Source organism: Sulfurimonas sp. NW15 (assembly GCF_051132285.1).
In the GTDB taxonomy this organism is placed as follows: domain Bacteria; phylum Campylobacterota; class Campylobacteria; order Campylobacterales; family Sulfurimonadaceae; genus Sulfurimonas; species Sulfurimonas hydrogeniphila.
On the sequence record NZ_CP093237.1, the window covers coordinates 100,232 to 116,763 of the forward strand.

At 30.9% G+C, this 16,532-nt stretch carries 18 protein-coding genes and 1 pseudogene; 10 read left to right on the plus strand and 9 right to left on the minus strand.

Annotated elements, in window-relative coordinates:
• Positions 1-99 precede the first annotated feature (99 nt).
• The 5 genes from MLC52_RS00445 to MLC52_RS00465 are packed head-to-tail and all read right to left on the minus strand — an operon-like array spanning position 100 to position 4,683.
• A complete protein-coding gene (locus MLC52_RS00445; protein WP_151901388.1) occupies positions 100-975 on the minus strand; it encodes an AraC family transcriptional regulator in 876 nt (291 codons plus the stop codon).
• A gap of 39 nt (positions 976-1,014) precedes the next feature.
• Positions 1,015-1,860, minus strand: a complete 846-nt coding sequence (gene cbiB / locus MLC52_RS00450) for an adenosylcobinamide-phosphate synthase CbiB (RefSeq protein ID WP_434580751.1) — start codon at positions 1,858-1,860, stop codon at positions 1,015-1,017.
• The gene (locus tag MLC52_RS00455) at positions 1,850-3,241 is read right to left on the minus strand and encodes a cobyric acid synthase (protein ID WP_434580753.1); all 1,392 of its coding nucleotides are present in this window, start codon (positions 3,239-3,241) and stop codon (positions 1,850-1,852) included. Before MLC52_RS00455 ends, cbiB begins: the two co-directional genes overlap by 11 nt.
• A 3-nt stretch (positions 3,242-3,244) precedes the next feature.
• Complete coding sequence (locus MLC52_RS00460) at positions 3,245-3,676, minus strand: thioredoxin family protein (RefSeq protein ID WP_188109997.1); 432 nt, start codon at positions 3,674-3,676, stop codon at positions 3,245-3,247.
• On the minus strand, positions 3,673-4,683 hold the full coding sequence (locus MLC52_RS00465; RefSeq protein ID WP_434580755.1) for an aminotransferase class I/II-fold pyridoxal phosphate-dependent enzyme: 1,011 nt from the start codon (positions 4,681-4,683) through the stop codon (positions 3,673-3,675). The genes MLC52_RS00460 and MLC52_RS00465 overlap by 4 nt, the downstream gene beginning before the upstream one ends.
• 191 nt (positions 4,684-4,874) lie before the next feature.
• Between MLC52_RS00465 and MLC52_RS00470 the strand changes: the two genes are divergently transcribed.
• The 8 genes and pseudogenes from MLC52_RS00470 to MLC52_RS00505 all read left to right on the plus strand — a co-directional run bounded on the left by MLC52_RS00470 (position 4,875) and on the right by MLC52_RS00505 (position 13,074).
• The gene (locus MLC52_RS00470; protein ID WP_434580757.1) at positions 4,875-6,005 is read left to right on the plus strand and encodes a PIN domain-containing protein; all 1,131 of its coding nucleotides are present in this window, start codon (positions 4,875-4,877) and stop codon (positions 6,003-6,005) included.
• Between the two features lie 84 nt (positions 6,006-6,089).
• Entirely contained in the window at positions 6,090-7,061 is a 972-nt protein-coding gene (locus MLC52_RS00475; protein ID WP_434580758.1) for a hypothetical protein, read from the plus strand.
• A 1-nt stretch (position 7,062) separates the two neighbouring features.
• On the plus strand, positions 7,063-8,064 hold the full coding sequence (locus MLC52_RS00480) for a DUF1848 domain-containing protein (protein WP_434580760.1): 1,002 nt from the start codon (positions 7,063-7,065) through the stop codon (positions 8,062-8,064).
• A 9-nt stretch (positions 8,065-8,073) separates the two neighbouring features.
• Positions 8,074-9,105, plus strand: coding sequence for a 3'-5' exonuclease (locus MLC52_RS00485; protein WP_434580762.1), 1,032 nt, complete (start codon positions 8,074-8,076; stop codon positions 9,103-9,105).
• An 11-nt stretch (positions 9,106-9,116) separates the two neighbouring features.
• Entirely contained in the window at positions 9,117-10,865 is a 1,749-nt protein-coding gene (locus tag MLC52_RS00490; protein ID WP_434580764.1) for a topoisomerase DNA-binding C4 zinc finger domain-containing protein, read from the plus strand.
• On the plus strand, positions 10,866-11,051 hold the full coding sequence (locus MLC52_RS00495; RefSeq protein ID WP_434580765.1) for a DUF4160 domain-containing protein: 186 nt from the start codon (positions 10,866-10,868) through the stop codon (positions 11,049-11,051).
• Positions 11,052-11,142: 91 nt separating this feature from the next.
• On the plus strand, positions 11,143-11,382 hold the full coding sequence (locus MLC52_RS00500) for a DUF2442 domain-containing protein (protein WP_434580767.1): 240 nt from the start codon (positions 11,143-11,145) through the stop codon (positions 11,380-11,382).
• 111 nt (positions 11,383-11,493) lie between these two features.
• Positions 11,494-13,074, plus strand: a pseudogene (locus MLC52_RS00505) (P-loop NTPase fold protein).
• On the opposite strand, the gene MLC52_RS00510 reads toward MLC52_RS00505, so the two are convergent.
• On the minus strand, positions 13,058-14,032 hold the full coding sequence (locus MLC52_RS00510) for a transposase (RefSeq protein ID WP_434581612.1): 975 nt from the start codon (positions 14,030-14,032) through the stop codon (positions 13,058-13,060). The pseudogene MLC52_RS00505 and the gene MLC52_RS00510 overlap by 17 nt on opposite strands.
• A 63-nt stretch (positions 14,033-14,095) precedes the next feature.
• A complete protein-coding gene (locus MLC52_RS00515; protein ID WP_434580769.1) occupies positions 14,096-14,422 on the minus strand; it encodes a hypothetical protein in 327 nt (108 codons plus the stop codon).
• A 128-nt stretch (positions 14,423-14,550) separates the two neighbouring features.
• On the opposite strand from MLC52_RS00515, the gene MLC52_RS00520 reads away from it, so the two are divergent.
• Both MLC52_RS00520 and MLC52_RS00525 read left to right on the plus strand, forming a co-directional pair.
• Positions 14,551-14,895 (plus strand): hypothetical protein, encoded by a 345-nt coding sequence (locus tag MLC52_RS00520; RefSeq protein ID WP_434580771.1) that lies wholly within the window; start codon positions 14,551-14,553, stop codon positions 14,893-14,895.
• A gap of 96 nt (positions 14,896-14,991) precedes the next feature.
• Positions 14,992-15,252 carry a DUF2442 domain-containing protein gene (locus tag MLC52_RS00525; protein WP_434580772.1) on the plus strand — a complete coding sequence of 87 codons (261 nt, stop codon included), beginning with the start codon at positions 14,992-14,994 and terminating at the stop codon, positions 15,250-15,252.
• A gap of 43 nt (positions 15,253-15,295) precedes the next feature.
• Here MLC52_RS00525 and MLC52_RS00530 read toward each other — a convergent pair whose 3' ends face one another.
• Together MLC52_RS00530 and MLC52_RS00535 are read right to left on the minus strand one after the other, a co-directional pair.
• Positions 15,296-16,096, minus strand: a complete 801-nt coding sequence (locus tag MLC52_RS00530; RefSeq protein WP_434580774.1) for a phosphotransferase — start codon at positions 16,094-16,096, stop codon at positions 15,296-15,298.
• On the minus strand, positions 16,097-16,522 hold the full coding sequence (locus tag MLC52_RS00535; RefSeq protein ID WP_434580776.1) for a hypothetical protein: 426 nt from the start codon (positions 16,520-16,522) through the stop codon (positions 16,097-16,099).
• Positions 16,523-16,532 lie beyond the last annotated feature (10 nt).

Sequence of the window (16,532 nt, forward strand, 5' to 3'; positions counted from 1 at the left end):
TATATACGAATATTATTCTAAATATCTTCAATTTTTATTCAGAATTTTTACTTTTGAAAAGCTGACCATTCTGAATATGCCTGTTTTAAAGGGTTTGTGTTAAAACTTGATTGAGAGGTAAAAGCTTAAATCAAAATGATTGTCATCAGAGAGATATTTGTTCTTTTTGTAGATTGCGTAGGGTGGTTGGGTCGTTGTTTCGTATTCGCTGTTTGGAAGCCATTCTGTGTAAACCCAGTATAAAAAGTGTAAAAAATCTCCATCGGCACCGGTAATGTCAAATTTGGCATAGACACCTTTTGCAATGTTGAGTTTTGGCAGTCTTTCATAATCAATTTTGCTTTTATCATTGACTTTTATGCAGGCGACATACTGGCACTCTTCAAGGTGTGTGACCGTAGGATTGTCATGAAAAAGGGCAATATGCTCGTAGTCTTTAATATTGTTGCTGTAGGTCCATGTCTGCACTTTCTGCCAGGTTTGTTTGATTTGGTCATTGTAGCCGTTGTGCCGCATATAGTAAACTTCGATTTGCGGCATATTGACTATAGTTGCTTCAATGTTATTATAGTTTGCATTGGAGGCGATTGCTTTTTTTGATTCTGCAAGAATAGTTTGGGAGTACTCTTTGTGTCCGCCTTTTTTCCATGCCGTAGGAGTCATGGAAAATCTCTCTTTAAAAACACGAATGAAAGAGGTCTGTGAGCTGTATCCGCACAAAGCGGCTATCTGAGTGATAGTGGAATATTTGTTTGTCAGCAGCAAAGAAGAGGCTTTTTGCAACCTGATAGATTTGATGCTTTCATAAATATTTCTTCCGAAAACCTCTTTGTAGATCTTGTGCATATAGACTTTGCTGATGTTAAACTGCTGGGCCAGCTCATCCATATTGATGTCGGTATCAATATGTGTATATATATAGAAGAGTATATCATTTGATATCTGTGTTTTTTTATTGAGTGTTTCTCGCTTCATGATGTAAATTATAGCAAAAATTACTGTAAATGATTTGCTTTAGAGAAGTTTCAATGCATTTTGCACATCTGTTTTTTCTATTTTTGTTTTGCCTTCGCCAAAATGTGCTTTTTTCTTGAGTTTGCCAAAATAATATGTGTCTCCGCCAAGCTTTACATGTAAAGCCAGTGCCATGGCAGTGATGGGATGTCCTGCATTGGGGCTCTCGTGCTTTTTTCCGTCTGCATAAAAGGCAAAAATGTTTTTCTGTTTTGCAAGGAACAGAATGAGCAGTGCCGTCAGCCTTGAGGGAATGAAGTTCGCGATATCGTCAAGTTTTGCCGCACATTTTCCGAATTTTTCATACTTTTCATTTCTATAGCCGACCATAGAGTCCATGGTGTTAACGGCTTTGTAAATGACAATGCCCGGCAGATTAAACAGCAGCAGATAAAAGAGCGGGGCGACAACGCCGTCACTCAGGTTTTCGGCATAGGTCTCAATCGCTGCCTTATAGATATCACTTTCACTCATATCCTGCGTGTCGCGTGATACCAGCATGGCAATCGCCTCTTTTTTGTTCTTTACATGTAAGACATTCCGCACAGAGTCTCGCAGCATCTTATGGGCGATAAACATGGAGGCTATAAAGGAGCTGATGAGAATGTTTACAAAGGTGTTGAAAAGCTGCAGATAGAGGTAGAGTGAAACAGTGAAAAAACTCACAGTTCCCAGCACAAACAGAACTAACAAACAGCCGCGTGTTACAGAGTCCTTGTAGAATTTTTCCTCAAAAAAAGTGATAATCTCGCCTATAACGATTACAGGATGTTTTATGAAGGAGAACTCCCCGAATTTTCTGTCGATGAGGTAGGCAAAGAGTGCGATGAAAATATTATGTATCATCCAGTGCCTTGTGGATAGCGTCTATGTTTACATGTAAAGCGATATGCTCGGCAAAGTCGGCAATAGTCTCTTTTTTAAATGCTTTAAAATTATAACCTTTGTACTTTTTGTTGAGTCTGTGAAAAACTTTATAGCGAAAGGCATCGCTTTCAAAAAGCCCGTGAACAAAGGTGCCGTAGAGGTTTTTCTTTTTTTTGGCACGTTTTTTGGCGACAGCGTTGTGAATCTCATATCCTTCTACCATAATGCCTTGGAGGTTATAACAGCCTTTTTGTACAATTTTTTCTTTTTGAAAAACAACATCTCCTTTAAAACGTCCAAATCCCTGTGTCACTTCTTTTTCTGATTCTATATGCTCGGGGTCAAGAATTTGCTCAAACAGCATCTCATAACCTCCGCAGATCGCTATGACGTGTCTCTGTTTGTCATCTAAGACAGTTTCAAAACCGCGTTTTTTCAGCCAAAGCAAATCATCGACAACCAGCTTGCTTCCGGGAATGATGAGCAGGTCATAATGTTTTGCTTCATTCACACTCTCAATAAAGTTCAGCTCAATTTCCGCATCCGCAACAAGAGGCTCAAAATCGGTAAAGTTACTGATGTGCGGAAGTTTGACGACACCGACTTTTATGATGGACCTGGAAGTGTTCTGTGTGTAGCCCATCAGTGAAGCAGAGTCTTCAAAGCCGAGATTAAAGGGTTTAAAAGGAACGACACCTAAAACTTTGATGCCAAAATCTTTCTCAATGATTTGGACCCCCTCATCAAACAAAGAGATGTCACCCTGAAATTTATTGACAATTACACCGATGACATTTTTACGCAGTTTTTTCGGCAAAAGATTGTAAACTCCGTAAATGGAGGCAAAAACACCGCCTCTTTGAATGTCTGCGACAAGTACTATCTTTGTTTGAAATTCCTGGGCTACATAGATGTTTGAGAGGTCTTTGCTCATCAGATTGAGCTCAACCGGACTGCCCGCCCCCTCGGCAATGATACAGTCATACTCTTTTTGCAAAGAAGCAAATGCTTTTTTGACGATGGGTTTGAGCCGGTTTATGTCTTTGTAATAGCTCCAGACATCCGTATCGCCGACACTTTTCCCGTTGATAATCATGTGGGCTCTGCTCGCTCCGCCTGATTTTAAGAGTATGGGATTAAAAAGAGGGGTAGTTTTGAGCCCGATAGATTCGGCAGCAAAGGCCTGAGGAATGGCTATTTCACCGTTGCCAATGTCGGTAACAAGCGAATTGTTCGAGACATTCTGTGCTTTAAAAGGGGCTACATGCAAACCTCTGTGGTGTAAAAGATAGGTCAGGGCAAAGGCAAGTGTGGATTTGCCCGCATCACTACTGGTGCCGAAGATGCTCAGAGAGTGCATAGCTTATTTGCGCCACAGCATTTGCAGTGTATCGAGTTCTTGAAGAAAGCTGTCTGCTTTGACATAGCCGTTAACAATAAGCAGTGTTTTTTGCGTAGCAGGGTCAACGAAAAAGATACGGGGGCTAAAGGGTGCCGGAAATTTTTCGGCAGGGTATTCTCCCTCATCAAAATTCTTATATACAAGCACAACAACCACTTCTTTGTTTAAGCGTTTATGCACTGTCGGATTGGTGAAAGTGCGGTCTTCAAGACGGTCGCACCAGGGACATTCTGCTTTGGTTACAACAAGCATCAGGGGACGCTGCTCTTTTTTTGCTTTGGCAAGGGCTGCGTAATAATCGCGTTGAAAGCCCATTTTCTGGGCGTATTCGTCCAAGTCAGCGCGAGCAAAAAGGCTAAAGGCTACGAGTAGCAGGCTAAGTATAATTTTCATTGGTTTTCTCCTGGGTAAGTTGTAAGTGCATTTTGCAGTGCTGTATGTGATTGTCTGTCTTTTACGGCAAAGCGAAGCCATCTGTCTGTAAGATAATCAAAACTGCCGCAGGTTCTGACGAGTATCTTCTGTCTGAGCAGATGAGAAAAAATTTCTTCCGCCTGTGATGATTGTGTCAGAATGAAGTTTGCATCACTATGCACGATCTGTTCAAAAAGTCCGCATTTTTTTAGAATATCAAGCAGTTCCTGTTTTTGTATCGTATGCAGTTGGCGGCTTTTTTCTCTAAAAGTTTTATCGCCAAGACGTTTTTGCAAAAATGCCGCATCGAGTGAAGAGATATTCCAAAGCGGCGGATGCAATTTTGTGATATTTTTTTTGTTTGAAAAAATAGCACCGATTCGCACCCCTGGACAGCTGTAAAACTTGGAAAATGACTGAACGATATAGAGCTTTTTATAGTTTTGAATCATCTGCCGCAAAGAGGGATGATTCTCAAACTCCAAAAAGCTTTCGTCCAAAATAACGGTACATTTTTGCTTTTTCCAGTAAGCAAAAAGTGTTGCAAGTTCGTAAAAACTCCCTTCAGGCGTAGAAGGGTTGACAAAAACAACAATGGAGTTTTTTGCAACGGTTGCGTCGATATTTTCAATTCGGTTGATTTTGTAAACATCTTTTTTGCTTTGGAGGGCCGCTTTTTCATATTCGCCGTAGAGAGGCGCATACAAAGTGACCTTTTTTTGTTTTAATGCCTCAAACAAAGCATAAACAGCGGCAGTCGCTCCGTTATACAAAGAAATTTGTGATTTTTTCAGACCATAATTGTGTGCAATAGCCGTTTTGAGTGTTGTGTAATTGCTTTGGGCATATTTTGTAATGGTACTATTGGTTACATGTAAAGCACTCTGGGGTTGATAAAGATTGATGTTTGATGAAAAGTCTATAATCTCATCACTCCTGCATCCGAGTTGTTTTGCATATTTATATATATTGGCACCGTGTTTCATACGCGGATTTTACCAAAAGTTTACTAACTTTACTTGGTTTGAAAGAAAAACTTTAAGCAATATTTTGTGTGTTATGTACGAATATTAACAAATAACACACATTTATATTGACAGTTAATTGTGTGATTTAAGGTTGTTCTACCTATAATGTGTGTTAATAAATAGTTATATTACAAAGGACATCAATAGAGATGAGGGATACAGAAGAAATAATAGAGTACGATGCAATCCTTGTTGACACTTCTATCTTTAATGGAAATGCTTTAAAACTGGAGTCTGGACTTTTAAGTAAATTAAATCAATTTAAAAAAAGTCATATAAAATTTATACTTCCTGATGTAATCAAAAGTGAAGTTCAGAATCATTTAGAAAAAAAAATTAAAGTATCACGAAATGCTTTAGAAAAATCTATTAACGATGCAGGTGATCATCTATTTTTTGATGGAAGTGCCCTTAATAATGCAAAAAAACTATTGATTGATAGTGAAGAAGTTGAAAATCTAGCTATCTCTCGTTTATCCAGTTTCATTGAAAACACAGGAGCATTAATAATAGAAAGTTCTAAATATGTTTCTGTTGAAAAACTTCTTGAACAATACTTTTCTAATAAACCACCTTTCGCAGAAACAGGAAAGAAAAAAAATGAATTTCCTGATGCAATAATACTTTTAGCTGTAGAAAAATGGGCAGAAGAAAATAATTTTTCTGTATTAGCTATAGCTAAGGATAAAGATTGGAAGAATTATTGCGATAGTTCAGAGAACATTAATTATCAAGACGATTTTGTTGAAGGATTGGCGACTTTTAATAAAACAAATATACCATATACATTTATCCCAAACCTTGAAAGTGCTATGAAAAACAACCAATTGAATGGATTTATTCATTCAATTGAAATTCAGCTAGAATCTGTAATAGAAGGGTTGACTCCACATCAAGAAGCAGACTCTTCTTTTTTAGTAGAAGGAGATGGGGTATATACAAGTTTTAAAAAATTGTTACTACCTGATAATAAATTTAGAATGGTTGAAGTAGATGTTGAGGAAGGATGGATTGTCTTAGAAGTATTAGCTTCAATAACTATTGAAGCTGAAGGAGATTTTTCATTTTCCATCAGAGATTCTATCGATAAAGACTATGTTTCATTAGGTAGTAATAGTGTTACCGTTGAAGTAGAATTTGAGTCTGAAATATTAATAACTATAGTAGGTGATTTAGAAGGTGATATTAATAAATTAGATATTGAATCTGTTGAAGTTATTGACCCTATTGATACTATTTACTTTGGTACAATAGACCCTGACTATGGTGAATATGATTAAAATATAACAAAACGCAGGAGCCAATATTTTACCCAAGGGCGGGTAAAATATTGCTCTCCTTAAACGTTGTGTGAAAGGAGCAAAGTGCAAAAAAGTATAAAATTACCAATTTATATAGATGAACTAATTTTCAACAAATTAAATGCAAAATATGAGCCAGACTATACTAAATTTAATAAAAACTTACATCTTGACCAAAATGAAAATTTAATATATTTAGGTACATATTTTCCAAGAAGTTATGCAGAGAGTTATTTAATTTTTAAAAATTTATTTAATAATGATGTCATCAAGAAGACTTATCTTGATAAGAAAGAGATTAATATATTAGATATTGGTTCTGGAACTGGTGGAAATTTATTGGGACTTTTAATGAGTATTGTAGAAAATTCATCAAATAAAATAAATATCAATATTTTAGCCATTGATGGAAATAAAGAGGCATTAGAAATTCTTCAAAAAATAGTTTCTAAAATTCAAATTAAATATAGTTTAAATATTAGCCTAAATTGTCAATATATAAGTTTTAATAATATAGATGAACTATATCAAAACTCTAAAATGTATTTTGAAAATAGTTATGATGTTATCACTACATCTAAAATGATTAATGAAATTTTACATAATGACAATAACGCTTACTATGAATTTTGTGATTATTATCTAACACATTTATCGAGTGACGGTTTTTTATCAATAGTTGATGTTACAATAAAGATTAATTCTCAATTTTTACCAATTCTACTAAATAACCAAGTAAATAGATTTATAAAAAATAATTTAGAAAGCTATAAAACAATTATTCCAACAAGTTGTTATACAAATGAAGAAATATGCTTAGAAGATTGTTTTACAAATAATATATTTTATATTTCACACATAGGCAAACAAAATGATATGTCAAAAATAACATATAGAATTTTAGCCAATAAAGAATTTGCTGATAATATTTTAGATAAAATGGAGACAGGTTGTATTGTAGGTCAAACACAAAGTGAAACAAAATATTGTCATCATACTTCTGAAAAAAATAGTATAACGGCATTTAGGGTATAAAATGAAAAGTTGGAATAAAAAGATAATAATAAATGATGAGAATCAAGAGGTAGAAGCAATAACTCCATTTATCATTTCAGCAAGTCGTTCAACAGACATACCAGCATTTTTCAGTAAATGGTTTTTTAATAGACTAGAAAAAGGTTATGTAACTTGGAAAAACCCTTTCAATCAAAAAATTCAATATGTGTCTTTTGACGAAACAAAAGTTATTGTTTTTTGGTCAAAAAATCCAAAGCTAATAATTCCTCATTTACAAGAATTAAATAAACGAGATATCAAATACTATTTTCAATTTACACTTAATGATTACGAAAAAGAGAATTTAGAACCAAATGTTCCAAAATTAGAAAATAGAATTAATACTTTTAAAGAATTGTCAAATTTAATAGGAAAAGAAAAAGTTATTTGGAGATTTGATCCTTTAATATTAAGTGATTTTATTTCTGTAGATGATTTATTAGAAAAAATTAAAAATATTGGAAATCAAATCTGTAGTTACACAGAAAAACTCGTATTTAGTTTTGCTGATATTGAGGTTTATAAAAAAGTTCAAAATAATCTTTATGAGCAAGACACATCTTTTAGAGAATTTTCACAATATGATATAATGGATTTTTCAAAAAAACTGAAAGAATTAAATCAAAAATGGAATTTAGAGTTATCAACTTGTACGGAAAAAATTGAACTAGAACAATTTAATATAAAACATAATAAATGTGTGGATGATGAGTTAATATATAAAATTGGCAAGAATGATAAAAAAATTTTAAATTGGCTAGGTATAGATAATACTGCTTCTCTTTTTGGAGATGACTACTCACCAAATATAAAGCTGAAAGATAAAGGGCAAAGAAAAGAGTGTGGCTGTATAATGAGTAAAGATATAGGTATGTATAACACTTGCAACCATTTATGTACTTATTGTTATGCAAATCATTCAGTTAATTTAGTAAAACAAAATATTAAAAAACATAATTTCAATAATCAAAGTATAGTTTAGGGGTAAAAGATGGCAAAAAGAAGTTTTTATATAAATGAATCGGAATTTGATAACTATCAAGTAAAGGTAGTACAAAGAAGAGTTGATAACTCTTTTATAGTCAAAGGATGTGCAGGTAGTGGAAAATCAATTTTAGCACTTTGGAAAGTTAAGCAGATTCAAGAAGAAAATAAGGGAAGTTTTTATTTTATTATTTTTACAAAAACCTTAAGAAAATATATGGAAGATGGTATTGTAGAAATTGGCTTAAATGGTGATAGAATTTTACATTTTGAGCAATGGAAAAGACAGGGATATCCAGATGCTGATTATTTAGTAGTTGATGAAGTTCAAGATTTTGATGAAAGTGAAATTAATATACTCAAAGAAAAAGCCAATAAAGCATTAATAAGCTATGGGGACAGTGCACAACAACTTTATGCTTTTAAAAATGACAACCCATTATCAATGGAGGATATAGCATATATTACAAAATATCCAATGGAAACTTTAGTTTTTAATCATAGATTACCAAAAAAAATCGCAAGATTTGCAACATATCTTGAAAACACAGGAGATGAATTAGAAATAAGATGCCAAGTTGAAGGTGTTGAATTGCCTAAAGTATTAAAATACAACAACTTAAATGAACAACTTGATGGAATAATGGATATTATAAAAACAAGAGGCTATGATGATGTAGGTATATTTTTACAAACAAATAGAGATGTAGAAGAAGCATATAATTATTTTAATTCAAAAGGATTTCAAACAGAAGTAAAATTTAATAATTCTATGGATTTAGATTTTAGCAATACTTTACCTAAACTAATTACTTATCATAGCAGTAAAGGTTTACAATTTGAAGCAGTATTCCTACCTGATTGTGAAGATAAGTTTCCAAACAATAAGCAAGACAATATGAATGCTTTATATGTGGCTATTACAAGAACTTATCAAGATTTATTTATTATGTATTCTGATAATTTAGTTCCATTCCTAAATAATATTACAGAAAACCTATATGAAACTTCTTTAACAACTGAAGATATAGATTGGTAAGGATTTAAAAAATGGAAAAATTATATATACCAACAACGACACTAAATTTTAACAATATTTTATCAACAGAATCAATATCTCCAAAATCTTTTTATGAAAATAGAAATTTTGGATATAAGAGATTTGAAATAGTAGAACCTAGTAGGCTTAAGCATAGTCTAATTGCCTATACTAAAATTCCATATTTTGAGATTAATGATGATGAATTAGATAATTATCCGTTGATTATAGAAATTTCTAAAGATATGATAAAAGATTTAAATATAATTGATAAAATCAATAGTATTGAAGTTTTTCAAATTTCACAAACTATATATCTTCATCCAAATAAAGTTAAATTTTTATTTCTAAACGAGGAACATAAAAGAATAACTCTTATAAAAGCTGAACCAAGTATAGAAACAAAATTATTACCTTTATATCAAACTAAAATAGAAATAATAAATAAAGCAGATAGTTTTAAATGGGAAGAAAAATATTTAGAAAAAATTATTGAAGAAAATATTGATATAAAACAACATATATACAATGATGTTTTAATCAATAAAATTAAAGGATTTTATTTTTGTTATACATTAGGAGAAATTTATCTTAATTCAATAATAAAAAACAATATTAATGAAACTTTAGATGATAATAAATACAAAAGACAACAAGCACAAGAAAATGCAGATTATCAAGTTATTTATAAGATAAATGAAGAAGAAAATAAACACCTTGAAAAAATGATTAAAAGTTCAAAGGTAGCTGTATATAAAACTTTAAATTTAAATAATAACAAATTGACATCATTTGCTAATCATAATGATATCTCTGAATTATATAAAAATATAATTAATGATATTATTTGTTTTGATAGAATTAACAGTAAAGAAGATTTTAAAATAGATAGATTTGAACTTCTTAAAAAGATAGGTGATAATTTTAAAGATACTAATTTTGATGGAAAAGATAAAAGTATTGAATATATTAGAAACTTAATGAAAAATATAAAAAACTATGAACCATTTGAAGCTGAAAGTGTAGATATAAAAAATTATGATATTTTACTTAAATCAATAGCTTATTTTATTTTGAGAGGAGATGATTTAGAAAAACTTCTAAATGTTCTAAAAGAAAATAATATGAAAACTTTTAAAATGGCTTTTGGCTTATGTGGTGCATTATTTGGTTTTTCAGCTATTCCAAAAACTATATCTAATGTTTTATTTAAAGAAGAAAATAACAATATTATTGATATTCAAGATTTTTTACAAAATATGTATGTAAAAATACATAATATAGATGAGAACAAAGAGATAAAAATTTCATCTAATCGAACAAGACAAATACAAGAAAATCTTCAGGCTATACAGACAAAATCAGAACCAACGACAATAATAGAAGATACTCCTCTCAAATGTCCAGATTGTGGTGGAGGAATGGTTGAAAGAATATCTAAAAAAGATGGTAAATATAAAAGTAAAAAGTTTTTTGGTTGTAGAAATTTTCCAAATTGCAGGGGTGTGATTTGGAATGAAAGCGACAAATCTATAATGTCTAAAGTAATCGATCATGTAAAAAAACCTTTAACTAATGATAATAATTTAGATAACATAATCTATGATTTTATAAAAGAACAATCTGGAAAAGTAAAAATAGCAGATGCAAGAAAAGTTATTAAAATAAAAACAAATAAAGAATTTAAAGATAGATATTTAAATGATAAGAGATTTGAATGTTATAAAGAAAAAAATACAGAGATGATAAGGATAAAATAAATGCCAACAATATCAATGTTTTACGGAATTATTATAAGAATGTATTGTGCTCCCAACGAGCATAATCCACTACATATTCATGTTTATTATCAAGGTGAAAAAGCAGTTATAGACATCAAAAAAGTAGAACTAACACAAGGTAAACTTCATAAGAAAAAACTTAGATTAGTTTTAGCATGGGTTTAGTTAAGACAAGAAGATTTACTAACTGATTGGGTATTAGCACAAAATGGTGAGTTGCCTTTTAAAATAGACCCTTTAAGATAGGAGAAATAAAATGTATTTAGCAGTTAAAGATGTAAAACCACTTGATGATTATTTTTTATTATTAAAATTTGAGAATGAAGAAGAAAAGTTATTTGATGTAAAACCATATCTTAATGTAGGAAAATTTAAAGAGTTAAAAAATAAAACACTATTCAAGAGTGTAAAAGTATGTTTTGACAGTATAGAGTGGGATAACCATTTAGACTTAGACCCAGAACTTCTATACCAGAAATCACACAACAAAACATAGTATCCAATAAGTAGCCTAGCGGCGACTTATGGCTATATTCGATCGTTAGGTTCAGTATATATGATATTTAATAAAATAAAAATCTTACTTTATAAAATGATGGGAATTAAAATGGATAATCAAGAAGAAAAAACAATAAATCCAAATAAGCATATTGTAGAATATTTAAATAATTATCTATCATTAGAAAATCCAGAATATGCAATTTTATTAAATGGTAAATGGGGAAGTGGTAAAACACATTTTATACAATCTTATATAAATAATTTTTAAGATAAAAATATTAAATTTATTAAAATAAGTCTTTTTGGTTTAAAGAATACAAATTCTATTGATGAGGAGATTTTTCAGAATTTACACCCATTATTAGGTTCCAAATATGCAAAACTTACAGGTAATATATTAAAAGGTGCTCTGAAATTAGGTATAAATTTTGATTGGAACAATGATGATAAAAAAGATGGAACCGCAAAGATAGATTTAAAAGAATTTAATCTTTTAGATTTTTTTTCAGACAATGAAAAATCCAAACAGGAAATAGTTTTTATCTTTGATGATTTAGAAAGAACAGAAATTAATTTAAAAGAGATACTTGGATATATAAATTATTTGATAGAACAATCTAATTTCAAAGTTATAATATTGGCAAATGAAGAAAAAATTGATAAAACTGAATATAGAGAATTTAAAGAAAAAGTTATTGGCAAAACATTTGAAGTTAAACATTCATTCGAACAAATATTAATTTCTTTTATAAAAAACAAAACTGACACATCAAAAGAAATATTAATTTCAAATATTCATTTAATCAAAAATATTTATGAAAAAGCTAACTATAATAATTTAAGACATATATCGCAAATTTTACTTGATTTTGAATATTTTATCAAACATATTAATATAGAATATCTAAATAATAAAGATTTTATTTCAATTTTAATAAATAATTTTTTTGCTTTATCTATTGAGCTAAAAAGTGCTAATTTACAAAGAGAAGAACTTCTAAAAAGAAATAAATTAATATGGAATTTTTCGGATAATAAAAATAAAGAAAAAACAAATATTGAAAAAATATATGAAAAATATAATATTCAAAACAATCCTTTATTTGATGGAAAGAATTGGGTTGAAATTCTTATAGATAATTCAATTCAAAAAGAAGAATTAAATGAATTAATAAGTAATTTAACTTTCTTTTTAGAGAAAAAAGAAAAAGCACAGCCATCTTGGGTCAAATTATGGCATTATAGAGAGTTGTCAGATGAAGATTTTAGTAATAATCTTAACGATATGCTTAATAAATTCAATAATTGTGAATATGAAATTCCTGAACATTTCATACATGTAATTGCATTACTTATATTTTTTAGTAAAAATAAATTATGTAATTTGTCAATAGAGGATATTACAAACCAAGTTGATACTTGTATTCGCAATAAATATCAAAATCATCAAAATTGGAAAAATCAACTTTTTGAGGATAGAATTAGATTTAATAGAACTGGATTGGGTTATATGGGTGAAGATGATCAAGATTTTAGAAATATTTTTTCAAAAATAATAGAAGAAAACAAAAAGATTTATAATAGTGAAGAAATAAATAAACAAAAAAAATTAGTAGCACAGTTTTTAGAATCTATAAAAACTTTAAATGAAGAGTTTTTAACTAATTTACTCAACTTTCGCACATAAAACCTAACTCTTTTTGTGTATAAGCACTGAGAACAGCGATAATCTGTAAGAAATTTTTATTGTCCTTGACAACATTTTGTATTTCAGAGATTTTTGTGAGTATTTTTATAAAAAGTTGCATCGATATTGCCAAGGATTCAAGTTCACATTCTAAATCTCTAAAGAGTTCCCCAAGTGTTTGAGGCTCATGTTTTAAGCGGTTGATATAGCTTACAATGTTATATGCAAACATTGAGAGTGTAATTTTTGCAATGAGTGCTTCATAGATTCTATTCTCCTCTTGACCCAAACCAAAGAGGTTTCGTAAGTCTTTATAGCCTTGTTCAATATTCCATCGCTTTTTATAAGTTGCTAAAATCTCTTTAGCACAGAGTTGCAAGTCTGTAGAGATAAAAACAAGTAAATCTTTACCTGTATGAAGAAATACCAACTTCACCTTGCCTAAAACAGCATGCTCTACAATTTTATCAAAGTATTTGTAAGAAATTTTACCGTGCTTGCCACTCTGTTTGTGGCGGATATTTTTTAAACTGTCATAGATCGTATTGAGAGTTTTATTTTTACCTTTAAAATTCCAAATGAGGTTGTTGTTCGGCAATCTTGCAATCACAGGCATACCTAAATTCTCTGCCTGTTGAATAAAATTTGGTTTAGCATACCAACTATCTATAAGGAGATAATCAGCTTCTACACCGTTATCTAAGGCTCGCTCGAGCATCTCAATTGCAAGGATGTTTTTACCTTTGGTAATCTCATTTTTTCGCTGATGAGCGTTGCTTCTGTGATGAAGTTTTGTTGTAAACTCTGATATATCTTTTCTTCTGCTATCATTCATCCGAAAAGAAAAGTCAAGTTGAAAAGTTGAATGTGAATCTGCATAATTGAGAGATACTATATTGAGTGCATTGATGGTTCGGTGTTCTTTATTGCTCCATATATATTTGCAGCTACCTTCAATGAGTTGCTGCCCTCTTTGGCTCTACTGTGTCATCAATAATAAAGCAGACGATGTTCACCCTGTTTATACAGTGGTTTTATCTTTTGCAAAAGTGCTGTTGCTTAAGAGTAAAAAGTTTTCGCCAGTTATAACGACTCTCTTTATAAATCGATAGTAGGCATCTTTACCAAATGCACTCTCACTCTGTTTGATAAAGCTTGATTGGCGTTTCTGCATCACAAGCATATAGAGAAAATGCAGAATTATTTGAAAGGGTGGATATCCAACTTCTCTTTTTATGAAGTTACTTTGCTTTAAAATCTTTGTGATTTTTATCTCTTGAAGCACTTCAAGTATTGGATTCTTTAATAAACTCTTCATAGCATAATTGATATAATTTGCAAGCTCCATAAAATAGCCTTTATAATGATGTTGTAGGAACAAAATTATACTAAAAAGTGGCTATTTATGGGCTTTTAGACTCAACTTAAGTTCGTAAATTTATTGAAATCTATGTGCGAAAGTTGAGTAATTTATTATTGGAAGAATATAGGTCAATTCCAATTTTTAATCAATTAGATGTTCAGAATTTTGTAGATATATTAACTAAATCTGAAAATAAAAATATATCAAGACTAGTTGAAATACTACATTCCAGATATGGCGATCACTATTATATAGATAATAAGTTATCTCATTGTTATTTAACTGATGAGTTGATTTTTTGGAAAAATCTAAATGAAAAATTAACTCAATTTTTAGAAAATAATAAAAATGATAATAAATTGAAAAAATTTTTATTATATCAATTTAATAAATATCTGGTTGAAAATACTATTAGTAAATTGAAAGATTGTTTAGAACCTAACAAATCATTGGGTTGAACACCCCCCCCCGTTATGTTCAAAATAAACTGCTAAGAAATCTCCACAAATCTAATTTTTGCTATAATACTATCAAATAAAGGCTAGGAATGATAATTGCCAACTTTACTCAATAAAAATGGTTTAATTAAAGGTAAAGAAGTTCACTTTGATGATGAATACTTACATGTAAAACTTGAAGATGGCAGAATCATCTCAACTCCTATGGAGTGGTATAAACCTCTCAAAGAGGCTTCTATCTCTCAACTCAAAGAGTATAAATTCATCTGCATGAATACAGGTATTGAATGGGAAGCTATTGATTATCATTTAAACATTGAGAGTATGCTTGAAGTATCATTCGAAGATGTTGCATAAAGACATAACAAAGAGACCGTTTAAAATTCCGTGTCAGTAACTTTTAGAAGGTACTACACATTTCTTTGGCACGTTTTGTTTTTTTGTCATGGTTTATTCGCAGAAGGGCATAGAAGTTTGCTGCTATGTTACGCTGTTTTTGTAGCTTTGCTGTGGTGATTTTTTTATTTCTTTTTTGGTTGTATGTTGCCAAGAACATTTTTGTGTAGAGTTGCCTGTTTTTTGGATTGAAAGAGAGCAGGGCTACGCTCGCGTCAAAGGCAAACTCTCCCAAACCGCCGTCTATAAAATCAAATACGGCTATGTTGTTTTTGTGAAAAAGGGTATTGTCTTTGAAAATGTCTCCATGGATGAAACCTTCGTTCTTTTGGCGTAAATTTTGCAGTGAGCAGAGCTTTTTATAATAATAAAAATGATTTTTCTTTACAAAATCCAGCATACTGTTGATATTGTATGCGTTTAAAAAAGGAGATGCATCCGTAAAATCTTTACTCACAGTATGAAATCGTGCCAAAAATCTTGCGAGTGCGCGAATATGGAAGAGTTGTATGTTTTTTGGCATACTGCCCTGGAGTTTTGAGTAGAGATACCAGCCGTTTTTTTCTTCCAAAAACTGCGGTGTATTGAGTTTACATGTAAAGAGATGCTTTAAAAGTGCCTGTTCTGTTTGCACCTTTTTGCTCGTCTCTCTTTCATATTTTTTTAAAATATAGCTGTTTTTGCTGTTTTTTACAATGTAGGTTGTATCCATTATGCCGTTTGTTGTGGGGATAATTTGCTTAAAACCATAGTCGGGAAAAATCCGACGCAGTTGTTCAAGCGTTAATTCTGTTTTGACACCCATTTAAACCTGGCAGACTTTCATAATCTTTGCCCAGTCCAGGTCAAAATGTTTCTCGACATAGGCTCTGTGATGCGGTACACTGCATCCGGAACAGTCTTGATGGATTGCTTCGCCGTAAATGCCCTGTTTGCCGTCTTTTGACTCGATTGCACAATAACTAAACTGTGTTTTGTCTTCTGTTTTTTTAAAACCCTTGTCATTAAAACGAAAATTCGGACAGGAACAAAGATAGCAGTTGAGGCTCTCCATATCATGGCATTTTTTATTTTTGGCATAAAGCGGACAAAAATCACTCTCTTTTTCTTTCATGTTTTCAAAATCAAAGTAGTCGATGATCTGCTGTTTGTTTAGCCCCTGCTGTAGGAGTTTGTCAATTATTTTTTTATGTGCTTCTGCATGTTCTTGCACCCATGTTTCATAACCCATATAGATTCCT

Excerpts from the sequence above, each read along its gene's own strand:
- MLC52_RS00445 (WP_151901388.1), bottom strand. The coding sequence starts at position 975 with ATGAAGCGAGAAACACTCAATAAAAAAACACAGATATCAAATGATATA.
- MLC52_RS00460 (WP_188109997.1), bottom strand. The coding sequence starts at position 3,676 with ATGAAAATTATACTTAGCCTGCTACTCGTAGCCTTTAGCCTTTTTGCT.
- MLC52_RS00490 (WP_434580764.1), top strand. The coding sequence starts at position 9,117 with ATGGAAAAATTATATATACCAACAACGACACTAAATTTTAACAATATT.
- MLC52_RS00470 (WP_434580757.1), top strand. The coding sequence starts at position 4,875 with ATGAGGGATACAGAAGAAATAATAGAGTACGATGCAATCCTTGTTGAC.
- MLC52_RS00465 (WP_434580755.1), bottom strand. The coding sequence starts at position 4,683 with ATGAAACACGGTGCCAATATATATAAATATGCAAAACAACTCGGATGC.
- MLC52_RS00455 (WP_434580753.1), bottom strand. The coding sequence starts at position 3,241 with ATGCACTCTCTGAGCATCTTCGGCACCAGTAGTGATGCGGGCAAATCC.
- MLC52_RS00500 (WP_434580767.1), top strand. The coding sequence starts at position 11,143 with ATGTATTTAGCAGTTAAAGATGTAAAACCACTTGATGATTATTTTTTA.
- MLC52_RS00535 (WP_434580776.1), bottom strand. The coding sequence starts at position 16,522 with ATGGGTTATGAAACATGGGTGCAAGAACATGCAGAAGCACATAAAAAA.
- MLC52_RS00530 (WP_434580774.1), bottom strand. The coding sequence starts at position 16,096 with ATGGGTGTCAAAACAGAATTAACGCTTGAACAACTGCGTCGGATTTTT.
- MLC52_RS00515 (WP_434580769.1), bottom strand. The coding sequence starts at position 14,422 with ATGGAGCTTGCAAATTATATCAATTATGCTATGAAGAGTTTATTAAAG.
- MLC52_RS00485 (WP_434580762.1), top strand. The coding sequence starts at position 8,074 with ATGGCAAAAAGAAGTTTTTATATAAATGAATCGGAATTTGATAACTAT.
- cbiB (WP_434580751.1), bottom strand. The coding sequence starts at position 1,860 with ATGATACATAATATTTTCATCGCACTCTTTGCCTACCTCATCGACAGA.
- MLC52_RS00480 (WP_434580760.1), top strand. The coding sequence starts at position 7,063 with ATGAAAAGTTGGAATAAAAAGATAATAATAAATGATGAGAATCAAGAG.
- MLC52_RS00495 (WP_434580765.1), top strand. The coding sequence starts at position 10,866 with ATGCCAACAATATCAATGTTTTACGGAATTATTATAAGAATGTATTGT.